The organism is Pseudomonas sp. ESBL9 (assembly GCF_036668715.1).
Taxonomy (GTDB): Bacteria; Pseudomonadota; Gammaproteobacteria; order Pseudomonadales; family Pseudomonadaceae; genus Aquipseudomonas; species Aquipseudomonas lundensis.
Genome location: NZ_JAZEVV010000006.1, coordinates 289,651 through 303,414 on the forward strand (window position 1 = coordinate 289,651; position 13,764 = coordinate 303,414).

Consider the following 13,764-nt stretch of genomic DNA (forward strand, 5'->3'; position numbering starts at 1 on the left):
TTTGTAATCGTTGCACGCTGTCATGGAAAAACCGCACTGCCGCTCAGGCGTGCGGTTTTTTCTTTAGGCGTGATGCAAAGTGTCGTCAATAGAATAAAGGAGAGTGCTGTGTCGCGTAGACGCGTCGTAGTCACCGGTATGGGGATGTTGTCGCCACTGGGTGCGGATGTTCCGAGCACCTGGCAAGGCATTCTGGCAGGCCGCAGTGGCATTGGTCTGATCGAACACACGGATCTTTCTGCCTATTCCACCCGTTTTGGCGGCTCGGTACAGGGCTTTAACGTCGAGGATTACCTCTCCGTCAAAGAAGCCCGAAAACTTGACCTGTTTATTCAATACGGTTTGGCAGCTGGTTTTCAGGCAGTGCGTAATGCCGGCCTTGAAGTCACTGACGCCAATCGTGAGCGCATCGGTGTGGCGATGGGGTCGGGTATTGGCGGTTTGACCAATATCGAAGAAACCAGCCGTACCTTGCACGAACAAGGCCCGCGACGGATTTCTCCGTTTTTTGTGCCGGGTTCGATCATCAATATGATTTCCGGGTTCCTGTCTATCCATTTGGGGACACAGGGGCCTAACTATGCCATCTCGACCGCGTGTACCACAGGTACGCACTGCATCGGCATGGCGGCGCGCAATATTGCCTACGGCGAAGCCGATGTCATGATTGCCGGCGGTGCCGAAATGGCGGCGTGCGGTCTGGGTATGGGCGGCTTTGGCGCGTCCCGTGCGCTGTCGACGCGCAACGATGACCCGACACGCGCCAGTCGCCCGTGGGACAAAGGCCGTGACGGCTTTGTGCTGTCGGACGGTGCCGGTGCATTGGTGCTTGAGGAACTTGAGCACGCCAAGGCCCGCGGCGCGACCATCTATGCCGAGCTGATCGGTTTCGGGATGAGCGGCGACGCTTATCACATGACCTCGCCACCGGCAGATGGTGCAGGCGCGGCACGTTGCATCACCAATGCCTTGCGTGATGCGAAGGTGAACGTTGAGCAAGTGCAATACATCAATGCACACGGCACGTCGACGCCTGCCGGTGACCTGGCAGAAGTCTCGGCGATCAAGTCGGTGTTCGGTGACCACGCCTACCAGTTGGCGGTCAGCTCGACCAAGTCAATGACCGGTCACTTGCTCGGCGCAGCAGGCGCAGTGGAGGCAATTTTCAGCGTACTGGCCATCAACAGCCAGATCGCGCCGCCGACCATCAACCTCGACGAGCCCGATGAAGGCTGCGATCTGGATTTCGTGCCGCATACGCCGCGCGAAATGCCGATTGATGTCGTGCTGTCCAACTCCTTCGGGTTTGGTGGCACCAACGGCTCACTGGTTTTCCGCCGGTACGCCGAGTGATGCACAGTTGGGTCGACGGTCTGCCAGTTGACGGTTTGTCGTCGCTCAAGGACCGTGGGCTCGCCTACGGTGATGGGTTGTTTGAAACCATTGCCGTCAAGGCAGGGCACCCTTTGTTGCTGGAGCTGCACCTGCAGCGCCTGGCCCTGGGGTGTTCCCGGTTGGCGATCGCTGCGGATCATGTGTTGATCCGCAGTGAGTTGCTGACTTACGCGCAGCAAATGGGCGACGGCATTCTCAAGCTCATCCTGACACGCGGCGACAGCCAGCGCGGGTATGGCGCGTCACCCGGGGCCCAGCCTCGAAGAATTCTGCAAGCCAGTCCCTCTGCTTCCTATCCACAGGCCAATGCCCGTGACGGGGTTGCTCTGTTTGACTGTGCCACACGCTTGTCCGAACAGCCGTTGCTGGCGGGGCTCAAGCACCTCAATCGACTGGAGCAAGTGCTGGCCCGTTCCGAATGGCACGACCCGGCCTACGCCGAAGGGTTGATGCGCGATACCTCCGGGCGGGTCGTTGAAGGGGTCTTCAGTAACCTTTTTCTGGTGCAGGACGGGAGGTTGCTGACGCCCGATTTGCAACGCAGCGGCGTGGCCGGCGTCATGCGCGCAGCGTTACTCGTCGAGGCCGCGCGCCTGGCGATCCCGTGCCATATCACCGACATCAGCCTTGAGCAGTTGCAACAGGCCGATGAACTCTTTGTCTGTAACAGCGTGTATGGCGTTTGGCCCGTACGCGCATTTGCCGACCTGAGCTGGCCGGTGGGGCCGCTCACCCGTAAACTGCAAGGCATTGCCCGCACCCTATTGGATGTTTGATTCGTGAAACGTAAATTCTTGCTGCTGCTGGAGACAGGTCTGGTGCTGGCGGGCTTGATGCTGGGCGCTGGTGCCTGGAAGCTCAACGCTGCGCTTGAGCAACCGCTGAACCTGACCCAAGAGCAACTGCTTGATGTGCCCGCTGGCGCAACCCCGACCGGGACGTTCAATCGCCTTGAAGCCGACGACACACTCAGCGACGCATTTTGGCTGCGTCTGTATTGGCGCTTCAACCTGGCGGGGCAGCCGCTGCACAGCGGCGAGTACCGCATGACGCCCGGCATGACGGCGAGTGACCTTATTGGCCTGTGGCAGCGTGGCGAAGTGGTGCAATACAGCCTGACGCTGGTCGAAGGCTGGAATTTCCGCCAGGTGCGCAGTGCGCTGGCCCGTCATGAAAAAATCGAACAGACACTCGACGGCCTGAGCGACAGCGAAGTGATGGCGAAACTCGGTCATCCGGGTGAATTCCCTGAAGGGCGTTTTTTCCCCGACACCTACCGTTTTGTACGCGGCATGAGTGACGCGCAGCTCCTTGAAAAAGCCTACGATCGCCTGCACAAAGTGCTGGCCGAAGAGTGGGAGCAGCGCGACCCGGCGGTGCCTTATACCGATCCCTATCAGGCGTTGACCATGGCGTCGCTGGTCGAGAAAGAAACCGGTGTGCCTCACGAGCGTGGGCAAATAGCAGGGGTGTTTGTGCGTCGCATGAAAATCGGCATGCCTTTGCAGACCGATCCGACCGTCATTTATGGTCTGGGGGAGCGGTACAACGGTAAGTTGACCCGCGCCCACCTGCGCGAGCCGACGCCCTACAACACTTACACCATCCCCGGACTGCCGCCGACACCGATTGCCATGGTGGGGCGCGAGGCGATTCACGCAGCCTTGCACCCGGTCAGCGGCAGCAGCCTGTATTTTGTGGCCAAGGGCGATGGCAGCCATACGTTCTCAGACGATCTGGACGCGCACAACAACGCCGTTCGCGAGTTTCAGATCAAGCGCCGTGCCGACTACCGTTCAAGCCCCGCGCCCGCGCCCGCGTCTGACGCGACGCCGCCGGCCGAGCCTGCGGTTGAGCCGTCACCCGCTGAAACCGAGCCGAAAGGCGAGCAATGACACTGATGAAGGACCGCAGCCTGTGACTGGCTTGTTTATTACCCTGGAAGGCCCCGAAGGTGCGGGCAAGAGCACCAACCGCGAGTACCTGGCTGCACGCTTGCGCGAGGCGGGCATTGACGTGGTGCTGACCCGCGAACCGGGTGGAACTCCCTTGGCCGAGCGCATCCGTGAGCTGTTACTCACACCGAGCGAAGACGCCATGTGCGCCGATACCGAGCTGTTGCTGGTGTTCGCGGCTCGCGCCCAGCATTTGGCCGAGGTCATCCGCCCGGCATTGGCCCGCGGTGCGGTGGTGTTGTGCGACCGGTTTACCGACGCCACCTATGCGTATCAGGGCGGCGGTCGCGGTTTGTCGCACGCCCGTATCGCAGCGCTTGAAGCGTTTGTGCAAGGCGATCTGCGTCCGGATTTGACGCTGGTATTCGACTTGCCGATCGAAGTCGGCATGGCTCGTGCCAGTGCGCGCGGGCGTCTGGATCGTTTTGAGCAGGAAGGCCGTACTTTCTTCGATGCCGTTCGCAGCACGTATTTGCAACGCGCCGAGGCCGCGCCACAGCGTTATCGGCTGATCGACGCTGCTCAAACCCTGGAGCAGGTCCAGCGTCAACTGGATACCCTGCTGCCACAACTACTGGGTATGTACCGTGGCTGAGGTGTATCCGTGGCAAGACGATTTATGGCAGCAAATGGCCGGGCGTGCTCAGCATGCGCATGCTTACTTGCTGCACGGGCCAGCGGGGATCGGCAAGCGGGCCCTTGCCGAGCGTCTGATGGCCAGTCTGTTGTGCAAGCAGCCCGCAGGACTTGAAGCGTGCGGCACGTGCAAATCCTGTTTATTGCTGGCCGCGGGTAGCCATCCCGACAACTACATTCTTGAGCCCGAAGAAGCCGACAAGGCGATCAAGGTCGATCAGGTGCGCGAGCTGGTGAGTTTTGTCGTGCAGACGGCCCAGTTGGGCGGGCGCAAGGTGGTGCTGGTCGAGCCTGTTGAGGCCATGAACATCAATGCTGCCAATGCCTTGCTGAAAAGTCTGGAAGAACCCTCGGGCGATACGGTGTTGCTGTTGGTCAGCCACCAGTCCAGCCGTTTGTTGCCCACCATCCGCAGCCGCTGTGTTCAGCAGGCCTGCCCACTGCCGGGCGAGGCGCTGAGCCTGCACTGGTTGGCCACGGCCTTGCCCGATTGCAGTGCCCAGGAGCGTGTGGAGTTGCTGACCCTGGCGGCCGGTTCGCCTTTGGCAGCGGTCAAGTTGCAGGCCCAAGGCGTGCGCGAGCAGCGGGCAGCGGTGGTGGAGGGGGTGAAAAAACTGCTCAAGCATCAGCAGTCGGCCACTCAGTTGGCGGAAAGCTGGAATGCGATTCCCTTGTTGCTGCTGTTTGACTGGTTCTGCGACTGGTCGAGCCTGATTCTGCGCTATCAATTGACGCAGGATGAGTCAGGCCTCGGTCTGGAAGACATGCGCAAAGTGCTGCAATACCTGGCACAGAAAACCCCGCAGGAAAAAGTATTGAACATTCAGGACTGGATTCTTGCCCAGCGTCAGAAAGTGCTGGGCAAAGCCAACCTCAATCGTGTGCTGTTGCTCGAAGCGTTACTGGTGCAATGGGCAAGCCTGCCCGGCCAGCGCTGATCTGATTCAAATTCCACGCAGGTGATTACTATGCTCATCGACTCCCATTGCCATCTCGACCGTCTCGATTTAAGCGCCCACGACGGCTCGCTGGATGCCGCGCTGCAAGCGGCGCGGGCACGGGGTGTGGGGCACTTTCTGTGCATTGGTGTCAGTGCCGACAATGCGGCCGATGTCAAAGCCCTGACTGATCGTTACGACGATGTCGATTGCTCGGTGGGCGTCCATCCTCTGGACGTGCAGCCCGGTGCGGCTCCGGCGCTGGACTGGTTGCTCAGCGAGTTGAACCATCCGCGCGTCGTGGCTATCGGTGAAACTGGTCTGGATTATCACTACGAACCTGAAGCGGCCCAATTGCAGCAAATGTCATTTCGCGTTCACCTTGAGGCTGCGCAGAAGACCGGCAAACCTGTGGTCGTTCATACCCGTGGTGCCCGGGCCGATACATTGACGCTGCTGCGTGAGGCGGCCTTGCCCCAGGCGGGCGTGCTGCATTGCTTTACCGAAGACTGGGAGATGGCAAAGGCTGCGCTGGACCTGGGGTTTTACATTTCATTGTCGGGCATCGTGACCTTCCGCAATGCCGATGCGCTGCGCGATGTGGCGCGACAGGTGCCTGCCGACCGCTTGCTGGTGGAGACCGATTCCCCTTACCTCGCGCCCATTCCTTACCGTGGCAAGCCGAATCTTCCGCAATACGTGCGCGAAGTGGCAGAGTTCCTGGCCATGCTGCGTGGTGAGTCCTACGAACGCTTTGCAGAGCAGACCACCGAAAACTTCCAGCGCCTGTTCCCGTTAGCGCGGGTCCAACGCTGATCGGAGCGTGCGGCACACAGGCAAAAAAAACCCGGGCTCTGGGGGAATCCGGGTTAAGACCATTAGGAGTAAAACAAAGGCACACAGTCCCTGGCGGCCTTTATCGGCGAAGCACTTGGGGGGATGTACCGCCGACTCCTTTAGTATTGGTCAGCTTTAACGGGCGTCCAGTCCTGGCTGTACATTTTTTAAACAGATTTGGAATACCCGTGATTCGGTTGAGTACGCATTAGCTGCCGCACAATTTACCTGCACCCATCGATTTGCAGGATGATCCGTGCAATTTAGCGTGACTTAGGCATAATACCGGGCTTCGATTTTGACCCCTACAGACCTTTTCTTATGCACAAAGAACCCCGTAAGGTCCGTGAGTTTCGTCGCCGTGAGCAAGAAATTCTCGATACCGCGCTCAAGCTGTTCCTCGAACAGGGTGAAGACAGCGTCACCGTCGAGATGATTGCGGATGCCGTCGGTATCGGCAAAGGCACCATTTACAAGCACTTCAAATCCAAGGCCGAGATCTACCTGCGCCTGATGCTCGATTACGAGCGCGATTTGAACGAGCTGCTGCATTCCGCTGATGTGGACAAGGATAAGGAAGCGCTGTCGCGTGCCTACTTTGAATTCCGCATGCGCGATCCTCAGCGTTATCGGCTGTTTGACCGGCTTGAAGAAAAGGTCGTCAAAGGCAATCAGGTGCCTGAGCTGGTGGAGGAGTTACACAAAATTCGTGCGTCGAATTTTGAGCGCCTGACCCTGCTGATCAAGGGCCGTATCAGCGAAGGCAAGCTGGAAGATGTGCCGCCTTACTTCCACTATTGCGCCGCCTGGGCATTGGTGCACGGCGCCGTGGCGCTCTATCACTCGCCGTTCTGGAGCAATGTGCTGGAAGACCAGGAAGGTTTTTTCCAGTTCCTGATGGACATCGGTGTGCGCATGGGCAACAAGCGCAAGCGCGATTCAGACAGCCCGGCGGTGGAATAATCCCGCTGCCTGAGCCTGCATGGCACCTTGGCCTGCGGCCTATACTCAGGCGTGGGTCTTGCCAAAATCTGATACTTGAGTCAGGTTTTGGCGCACCCCCTTTTTCGCGTGCCGGAGTCATCCATGATCGTTGACCGCCAAGGCAGACAATTTCGCAACTTGCGCATCAGTCTGACGTCAGCTTGCAACTATGCCTGCACCTATTGCGTGCCCAACGGCAAGCGACTGGTGGCGGCGCAGGACGAGTTGTCGGCCCAAGCCATGGCGCGTGGAGTGGCCTACTTGATAGAAGCCGCGGGGATTGAGCGTTTGCGCATTACCGGGGGCGAGCCGCTGGTAAGCCCCAAGCTTGAGACCTTTATGCGCGAAGTCGGGCAGTTGGGCCTGAGTGAGATCAGTCTGACCACCAATGGCCAACTGCTCGCGCGCAAATTGCCGTTGTTGAGAGAGGCGGGTATCCGCCGCCTGAATGTCTCCCTGGATACGCTGAACCCCGACGCCTTTCGCACGATTGCTCGCGGCGGCGACCTGGCGACGGTGCTCGACGGGTTGCGTCAGGCCAGCGATGCCGGCATGAAAATCAAGGTCAATATGGTGCCGTTGCGTGGTCAGAACCTCGATCAGGTCATACCACTGCTCGAATACTGTCTGGCGCAAGGGTACGAGCTGCGCTTTATCGAACTCATGCGCATGGGGCATCTGGCCAGTGACGGGAACGGGTTTCTGCAACAATTCGTCAGCCTGCAACAACTGCTCGCGTTGATCGGTGAGCGTCACGAGTATTTGCAGGCCGATGCGCCGGTGGATGCCACTGCTGTGCGCTACCAGATCCCCGGGCGTGGGTATTTCGGGGTTATTGCCAACGAAAGCGTACCGTTTTGCCGAACCTGTTCGCGTTTGCGACTCTCCTCTACCGGTTGGCTGCACGGCTGTTTATCGTCAAGCAATCGCCATTATGTCGGCGACTTGCTCAACAAGCCCCGTCATGAAGCCCTTCCGGCGTTGCAGGGGCTGCTAATGAAAGCCTTGGGCGACAAACAGGACGTCGCCTTCTCGGGCGGCGCCACCGTGATGAAAATCATCGGCGGATAGCGTGCGAGATCCCAAAATCCGAACAGCGGCTTAAACTGGCGCGCAAACTGCATCACGCGGCTATTCGCCGGTTTTTTGTCGCCGGTCATCGGGAGATCAGGATGCGTAGTCTGTTTGTTTTGCTGGCTTTGTTGGCGCTGGGTGGGTGCATGAAGGTCAGCGACCTGGGCGAAGGCGCGCGTGACCAAATGAGTGATGCCGGTCTGCTGGACCACAGCAACACGCGTCGCAGCAATTCACTGCGCATTCAGCCTGACTCCTTTATTTACATTGCCCAGGGCCCCTTCAAGCCGATTGGCGATCCTTATGTGCGGCCCAATGTGGTCGCAGAAGAAGCGTTCAACGGCTTTGTTGAATACTTCCCGATGGTTCGTCGCGCCAAAGCGCCTGTCGGGCTGGATGATGCAATGACCGAGGCGCGGGGTTACGGCGCTCATTACTTGCTGTACACACGTTTTGCCCGAGCCGACGACCGCATTGGCAACAGTGATGAGTGGCTGGATCAGGAAGAAATCAGTCGTTTGGGCATCGACAGCGGTGTGATTCAAGTGATGTTGATCGAAACCAGCACCCAATACCTGATCGACACGGCAACCATCCGTAGCCGTGGCGGCTTACTGACCTTCCATGACAACAAACCGGCCGACCTGATTGGCCCGCCGCTGGCTAAGTACGCGCGCAGCTTGATAGGCTTGAGCGACCAATAAAGCGAGGGAATGACCATGAGCGAGCCGGTAGACGTCAGTAATCTGTTGGCGCAAATCCCTAAAGCCGACAAGGGGCTGCCGCCGGTTCACTTGTGGGACACCGCCTTTTGCGGTGACATCGACATGCGCATTGCCCGTGATGGCACCTGGTATTACATGGGAACGCCCATTGGCCGCAAACCCATGGTCAAATTGTTCTCGACCATCATTCGTCGTGATGGCGATGATTATTTTTTGATCACGCCCGTGGAAAAAGTCGGCATACAGGTCGATGACGCGCCCTTCGTGGCGGTGGCGCTGGATGTGCAGGGGCAAGGTGAGCAGCAGGTGTTGCGGTTCACCACTAATGTGGACGAGCTGATTGAGGCGGGGCGTGAACACCAGTTGCGGGTGGAGATCGACCCGGTGACCCAGGAGCCTTCGCCCTATCTGCGGGTGCGCCGTAACCTGGACGCGCTGATCCACCGCAATGTGTTCTACCCGTTGGTTGAGCTGGCGCAGTCGCGACCGATTGACGGCCAGTTGTGGCTCGGCGTCTGGAGCGACGGGGAGTTTTTCCCCATCGCCCCGGACCCGGGTGCGTAAACCCTTAGGCTTTCAGTGTTTTCATATCAATCACGAAGCGGTATTTCACGTCGCCTTTCTGCACGCGTTCAAATGCCTGATTGATGTTTTTGATGTCGAGCATTTCGATGTCGCAGGTGATGCCGTTGGCGGCGCTGAAGTCCAGCATCTCTTGCGTTTCAGCGATCCCGCCAATCAGCGAGCCGGCCAGCACGCGGCGCTTGAACACCAAATTGAAGGCATCCACAGCAGGTTCGACAGGCTCGATCAGACCCACCAGAATGTGCACGCCGTCAAAGCGCAGGGTTTCGAGGTAGGGGTTGAGGTCGTGTTGCACCGGAATGGTGTCCAGCAAGAAATCGAAGCTCCCGGCAGCGGCTTTCATTTGCTCGGCATCGGTGGAAACGATCACGTGATCGGCGCCCTGACGACGGGCTTCTTCGGCCTTGGCGGCAGAGCGGGTGAACAGCGTCACTTCAGCGCCCATGGCCTTGGCGAACTTGATGCCCATGTGCCCGAGGCCGCCCATGCCCAGCACGCCTACCTTGTCGCCCGGTTCCACCCCGTAGTGTTGCAGCGGCGAGTAGGTGGTGATGCCAGCGCACAACAGTGGCGCAGCGCTGGCCGGGTCTAAGTTTTCCGGGATGCGCACCACGAAGTCTTCGCGTACGACGATGCTGTCCGAGTAGCCGCCCATGGTGGTGGTGCCATCAATGCGGTCCGGCGAGCCGTATGTTTGAGTAAAACCTTCAAGGCAGTATTGCTCCAGGTCTTCCTTGCAGGCGGAGCATTCGCGGCAGGAGTCGACCATGCAACCCACTCCGACCAGATCGCCGACCTTGTACTTGGTCACATCGTTGCCAACAGCGGTCACTTTGCCGACGATTTCGTGGCCCGGCATGACCGGGTAAACGGCAAAGCCCCAATCGTTGTGCACCTGGTGAATATCGGAGTGGCACACGCCGCAGTACATGACCTCGATGGCGACATCGTCCGGGCGCGGAGCGCGTCGGTTGAACTGCATCGGCGCCAGGGGCGCAGAAGCGGTTTGAGCGGCGTAGCCGATGGCGTTGTAGGTGACGTTGGACATGGAGAACCTCGCGAAACGTTGACTGTAAACAAAGAGGTGATTTTGCGCTCGCCTGTCTTTGAGGACTATGGCGATTCCTCCGCCTGTTATGCCTATTCCTCCGGTGTGTCGGGGTGGATCTGGTTTTAACGGTTAATTCTGCGAAGATGCGCCTGTCTATTCCTCCTGTGAAGTTGTCTGCATGTTTTTGACTCGCCATCGCGACGAGAATGCCACGCTGGTTTCATTGATCCAGCCGCTGGCCTCGTCAATCGGTTTTGTATCGACCTTGTTGCCCGAAGTGCGCGTGGTTTCGGCCTGTCGGGCGGTGGCGCGCATGCCGCAGATTTATGAGCCTAGCCTAATGGTCATCGCGCAGGGCAGTAAGTTGGCCTACCTCGGACAGCGGACTCTGGAGTATGGCGCGGGCCATTATCTGGTGCAGGCGCTGTCCGTCCCGTTCGAGTGCGAGACCTTTGCTTCGGAGCAAGTCCCTCTGCTGGGCGTGGCCATCAGCATCGACCGCGCCGTACTCGGTGAGCTGGTACTGGCCATGGGGCTTGATCCTGATCGCAGCGCTGTGGCTCAAACCCCCGAGTCCATGACTTCTGCCGTGCTGGATGACGAAATGCGCCAGGCGGTTGAGCGGTTGTTGCGCTGTCTGCATGACCCTTTGGAGTGCCGGATCATGGGCAAGGCGCGGCTGCGCGAAGTGCTGTTTGCGGCCTTGCGAGGTCCGCAGGCGGGGGTGTTGCGGGCGCTGGTCGAGCAACAAGGCCAGTTTGCGCGGGTGGCTGCGTCTTTGAGTCATTTGCACGCGCACTTTGCCGAGCCATTGAATGTCGAAACGCTGGCGCGTTGCGCGAACATGAGTGCGTCGACCTTTCATGAGCACTTCAAACGCAGCACGCTGTTGTCGCCCGTGCAGTACCTCAAGCGCTTGCGTTTATTGCGGGCTCAGCAGTTGCTGTTGAATGAGGGGTTGGGTGTTGCGCAGGTGGCAGAGCGGGTGGGCTATCAAAGTACTTCGCAGTTCAGTCGCGAATACAAACGCTACTTCGAGCGCAGCCCCGGACATGAAGGGGCAGGAGGGGCGTAATCAGCAGTGCTTGAGAGTGCCTGTAGTCGTTGACGAGCAGCGCAAGGCTTTGGTCGAGGGTACGAGTGGTCCCGGATGCCGGGGCCGCTCGTTCCTTGTCTTCGTCTCGTCAGCGGCTGACAGGCCGCTTCAGGCTTACATGTTCGGGTAGGTCGGACCGCCTGCGCCTTCCGGGGTCACCCAAGTGATGTTCTGCGACGGGTCTTTGATGTCGCACGTTTTGCAGTGAACGCAGTTTTGCGCGTTGATCTGGAAACGCTTCTCGCCACTTTCCTGAGTGATGACTTCATACACGCCCGCCGGGCAGTAGCGCTGCGCCGGTTCGTCGTACAACGGCAGGTTGACGCTGATCGGGATGTTCGGGTCGCGCAGCTTGAGGTGGCAAGGCTGCTCTTCTTCATGGTTGGTGCTGGAGAGGAATACGGAACTGAGCTTGTCGAAGCTTAGCTTGCCGTCAGGTTTCGGGTAGTCGATCCGCTTGCAGTCTTTGGCCAGCTTCAGGCACGCGTAGTCTGGTTTGTTGTCGTGCAGCGTGAACGGCAGTTTGCCGCCGAAGATGTTCTGATCCATCCAGTTGAAACCGCCGCCCAGGATAGGCCCGAACTTGTGCAGCGCCGGGCCGAAGTTACGGCTAGCGAACAGTTCGTCGAACAACCAGCTGCCTTTGAACGCTTCAACGTAGGTATTGAGCGCATCACCGCCTTCAGAACCGGCGAGCAGCGAATCCGCCACGGCATCCGCGGCGAGCATGCCGGACTTCATGGCCGTGTGGCTGCCCTTGATTTTGGAGAAGTTCAGCGTGCCCAGATCGCAACCGATCAGTGCGCCGCCGTTGAACACCATTTTCGGCAGCGAGTTCAGGCCGCCTTTGCAAATGGCGCGGGCACCGTAACTGATGCGCTTGCCGCCTTCGAGGTACTGCTTGAGCACCGGGTGATGCTTGAGGCGCTGGAACTCATCGAACGGCGAGAGGAAGGTGTTGCTGTAGGACAGGTCAACAATCAGGCCGACCACCACCTGGTTGTTTTCCAAGTGATACAGGAACGAGCCGCCGGTGTTTTCGCTGCTCATGACGTCCAGTGGCCAGCCTGCGGTGTGAACCACAAGACCGGGCTTATGCTTGGACGGGTCGATTTCCCAGATTTCTTTCAGGCCGATGCCGTAATGCTGGCTGTCCGCGTCGGCGTCCAGTTTGAAGCGTTCGATCAGTTGTTTGCCGAGGTGGCCGCGGCAGCCTTCAGCGAACAGAGTGTATTTGCCGCGCAGTTCCATGCCGGGGGTGTACAGGCCTTCTTTCGGATTGCCTTCGCGGTCAACACCGAGGTCGCCGGTAATGATCCCGCGCACCACGTTGTTTTCATCGAACAGGACTTCCTGAGCGGCAAAGCCCGGATAGATTTCGACGCCCAGATTCTCGGCCTGTTGCGCCAGCCAGCGGCACAAATTGCCCAGCGAGATGATGTAGTTGCCTTCGTTGTGCATGGTCTTGGGCACAAACAGATCCGGCACCTTGGTCGAGGTGGTCTCACTGCGCAGTACATAGATGTCGTCACGGGTGACCGGGGTATTGAGCGGAGCGCCCAGTTCTTTCCAGTCCGGGAACAATTCATTCAGGGCGCGGGGTTCAAACACGGCGCCAGACAGGATGTGTGCACCGACTTCAGAGCCTTTTTCCACCACGCAGACGCTGATTTCGTTACCGGCTTCGGCGGCCTTCTGCTTCAAACGGCAGGCGGCGGACAAACCGGCAGGGCCGGCGCCGACGATGACCACGTCGAATTCCATGTATTCGCGTTCCACAGGCTATCTCCTACTCAAGGCTCAACGGTATTTTTCTAATTGGAGGTTTGGCGTTTCATCCATTATTTCCTCGGCGCAGGCTGAAGACGCAATGGATGACGCACCGCTCTCTCTAAGGGGCGGCATTATATCTACACCACCCGCGGGGTCCAATACAAACGTTTGTTTGAAATCGCTGTAACCCAGACAAATCAATGACGCGCGGCTCTAAAGTGGCCGATTTGCTGTATTGACCGCAAAAGGCGTTCCGGTCAAGATACGGGCGGTTTTGCGCTCGCCGTAGGCTGATTGTCGGTTTCAAGAGCACCTCTAAAGACAGGGCACAGGCATGAGCCTGATGGGGCCTGCCATTTTTTGAGCGAAGTTTACACGTCATTGCGGTGAATGACTTACCAGTCACATCCGATAAGCGGTCGCAAGGGAAGTTTTGGGCACTCGTCTTTCTTTATATAAGCAGGGCAACGATCTTTGGAGGTGCCCTTGTGCTGATGAGCATCAACCGCCAGGTTCGCCTAGGCGACTTTCTTTTCACCGGAGAGTAACGAGGAATCCATGAAGGTTCTTGTAGCTGTCAAACGAGTGGTCGATTACAACGTTAAAGTTCGCGTCAAGGCGGACAACTCCGGCGTTGACCTCGCCAACGTCAAGATGTCGATGAACCCCTTCTGCGAGATCGCTGTGGAAGAAGCCGTACGCCTGAAAGAGAAAG

At 58.7% G+C, this 13,764-nt stretch carries 13 protein-coding genes and 1 pseudogene; 12 read left to right on the forward strand and 2 right to left on the reverse strand.

Annotation, left to right across the window (positions count from 1 at the left end; all coding sequences use genetic code 11):
* Positions 1 to 108: 108 nt before the first annotated feature.
* The 10 genes from fabF (at position 109) to V6F78_RS18380 (ending at position 9,108) form a co-directional block, all read left to right on the forward strand.
* Entirely contained in the window at positions 109 to 1,353 is a 1,245-nt protein-coding gene (fabF, locus tag V6F78_RS18335; RefSeq protein WP_047276233.1) for a beta-ketoacyl-ACP synthase II, read from the forward strand.
* The gene (gene pabC, locus V6F78_RS18340) at positions 1,353 to 2,171 is read left to right on the forward strand and encodes an aminodeoxychorismate lyase (RefSeq protein ID WP_048376452.1); all 819 of its coding nucleotides are present in this window, start codon (positions 1,353 to 1,355) and stop codon (positions 2,169 to 2,171) included. The genes fabF and pabC overlap by 1 nt, the downstream gene beginning before the upstream one ends.
* 3 nt (positions 2,172 to 2,174) lie before the next feature.
* Positions 2,175 to 3,290: an endolytic transglycosylase MltG gene (mltG, locus tag V6F78_RS18345; RefSeq protein ID WP_332727989.1), complete on the forward strand. Its 1,116-nt coding sequence runs from the start codon at positions 2,175 to 2,177 to the stop codon at positions 3,288 to 3,290.
* A gap of 22 nt (positions 3,291 to 3,312) precedes the next feature.
* Positions 3,313 to 3,945 (forward strand): dTMP kinase, encoded by a 633-nt coding sequence (tmk, locus tag V6F78_RS18350; RefSeq protein ID WP_047294743.1) that lies wholly within the window; start codon positions 3,313 to 3,315, stop codon positions 3,943 to 3,945.
* Complete coding sequence (locus tag V6F78_RS18355; RefSeq protein WP_047276224.1) at positions 3,938 to 4,924, forward strand: DNA polymerase III subunit delta'; 987 nt, start codon at positions 3,938 to 3,940, stop codon at positions 4,922 to 4,924. The genes tmk and V6F78_RS18355 overlap by 8 nt, the downstream gene beginning before the upstream one ends.
* Positions 4,925 to 4,954: 30 nt before the next feature.
* Positions 4,955 to 5,740, forward strand: coding sequence for a TatD family hydrolase (locus V6F78_RS18360; protein WP_047294742.1), 786 nt, complete (start codon positions 4,955 to 4,957; stop codon positions 5,738 to 5,740).
* 342 nt (positions 5,741 to 6,082) lie between these two features.
* Positions 6,083 to 6,724 carry a TetR/AcrR family transcriptional regulator gene (locus V6F78_RS18365; protein ID WP_047276220.1) on the forward strand — a complete coding sequence of 214 codons (642 nt, stop codon included), beginning with the start codon at positions 6,083 to 6,085 and terminating at the stop codon, positions 6,722 to 6,724.
* Positions 6,725 to 6,847: 123 nt separating this feature from the next.
* Positions 6,848 to 7,816 (forward strand): GTP 3',8-cyclase MoaA, encoded by a 969-nt coding sequence (locus tag V6F78_RS18370; RefSeq protein WP_047294740.1) that lies wholly within the window; start codon positions 6,848 to 6,850, stop codon positions 7,814 to 7,816.
* A 101-nt stretch (positions 7,817 to 7,917) separates the two neighbouring features.
* A complete protein-coding gene (locus tag V6F78_RS18375) occupies positions 7,918 to 8,523 on the forward strand; it encodes a DUF4823 domain-containing protein (protein ID WP_047276217.1) in 606 nt (201 codons plus the stop codon).
* Positions 8,524 to 8,538: 15 nt separating this feature from the next.
* Positions 8,539 to 9,108 carry a DUF1285 domain-containing protein gene (locus V6F78_RS18380; RefSeq protein WP_332727990.1) on the forward strand — a complete coding sequence of 190 codons (570 nt, stop codon included), beginning with the start codon at positions 8,539 to 8,541 and terminating at the stop codon, positions 9,106 to 9,108.
* A gap of 4 nt (positions 9,109 to 9,112) precedes the next feature.
* On the opposite strand, the gene V6F78_RS18385 is transcribed toward V6F78_RS18380, so the two are convergent.
* A complete protein-coding gene (locus V6F78_RS18385) occupies positions 9,113 to 10,177 on the reverse strand; it encodes an NAD(P)-dependent alcohol dehydrogenase (RefSeq protein ID WP_047276215.1) in 1,065 nt (354 codons plus the stop codon).
* Positions 10,178 to 10,358: 181 nt separating this feature from the next.
* On the opposite strand from V6F78_RS18385, the gene V6F78_RS18390 reads away from it, so the two are divergent.
* Positions 10,359 to 11,255, forward strand: a complete 897-nt coding sequence (locus V6F78_RS18390) for an AraC family transcriptional regulator (RefSeq protein WP_047276212.1) — start codon at positions 10,359 to 10,361, stop codon at positions 11,253 to 11,255.
* Between the two features lie 135 nt (positions 11,256 to 11,390).
* Here the strand turns inward: V6F78_RS18390 and V6F78_RS18395 are convergent, their stop codons facing one another.
* A complete protein-coding gene (locus V6F78_RS18395; protein ID WP_047294738.1) occupies positions 11,391 to 13,055 on the reverse strand; it encodes an electron transfer flavoprotein-ubiquinone oxidoreductase in 1,665 nt (554 codons plus the stop codon).
* A gap of 552 nt (positions 13,056 to 13,607) precedes the next feature.
* Between V6F78_RS18395 and V6F78_RS18400 the strand changes: the two are divergent.
* Positions 13,608 to 13,764: pseudogene (locus tag V6F78_RS18400) on the forward strand (electron transfer flavoprotein subunit beta/FixA family protein); the annotation flags it as partial.

Excerpts from the sequence above, each read along its gene's own strand:
- V6F78_RS18360 (WP_047294742.1), top strand. The coding sequence starts at position 4,955 with ATGCTCATCGACTCCCATTGCCATCTCGACCGTCTCGATTTAAGCGCC.
- V6F78_RS18390 (WP_047276212.1), top strand. The coding sequence starts at position 10,359 with ATGTTTTTGACTCGCCATCGCGACGAGAATGCCACGCTGGTTTCATTG.
- V6F78_RS18365 (WP_047276220.1), top strand. The coding sequence starts at position 6,083 with ATGCACAAAGAACCCCGTAAGGTCCGTGAGTTTCGTCGCCGTGAGCAA.
- V6F78_RS18385 (WP_047276215.1), bottom strand. The coding sequence starts at position 10,177 with ATGTCCAACGTCACCTACAACGCCATCGGCTACGCCGCTCAAACCGCT.
- V6F78_RS18380 (WP_332727990.1), top strand. The coding sequence starts at position 8,539 with ATGAGCGAGCCGGTAGACGTCAGTAATCTGTTGGCGCAAATCCCTAAA.
- V6F78_RS18370 (WP_047294740.1), top strand. The coding sequence starts at position 6,848 with ATGATCGTTGACCGCCAAGGCAGACAATTTCGCAACTTGCGCATCAGT.
- V6F78_RS18375 (WP_047276217.1), top strand. The coding sequence starts at position 7,918 with ATGCGTAGTCTGTTTGTTTTGCTGGCTTTGTTGGCGCTGGGTGGGTGC.
- pabC (WP_048376452.1), top strand. The coding sequence starts at position 1,353 with ATGCACAGTTGGGTCGACGGTCTGCCAGTTGACGGTTTGTCGTCGCTC.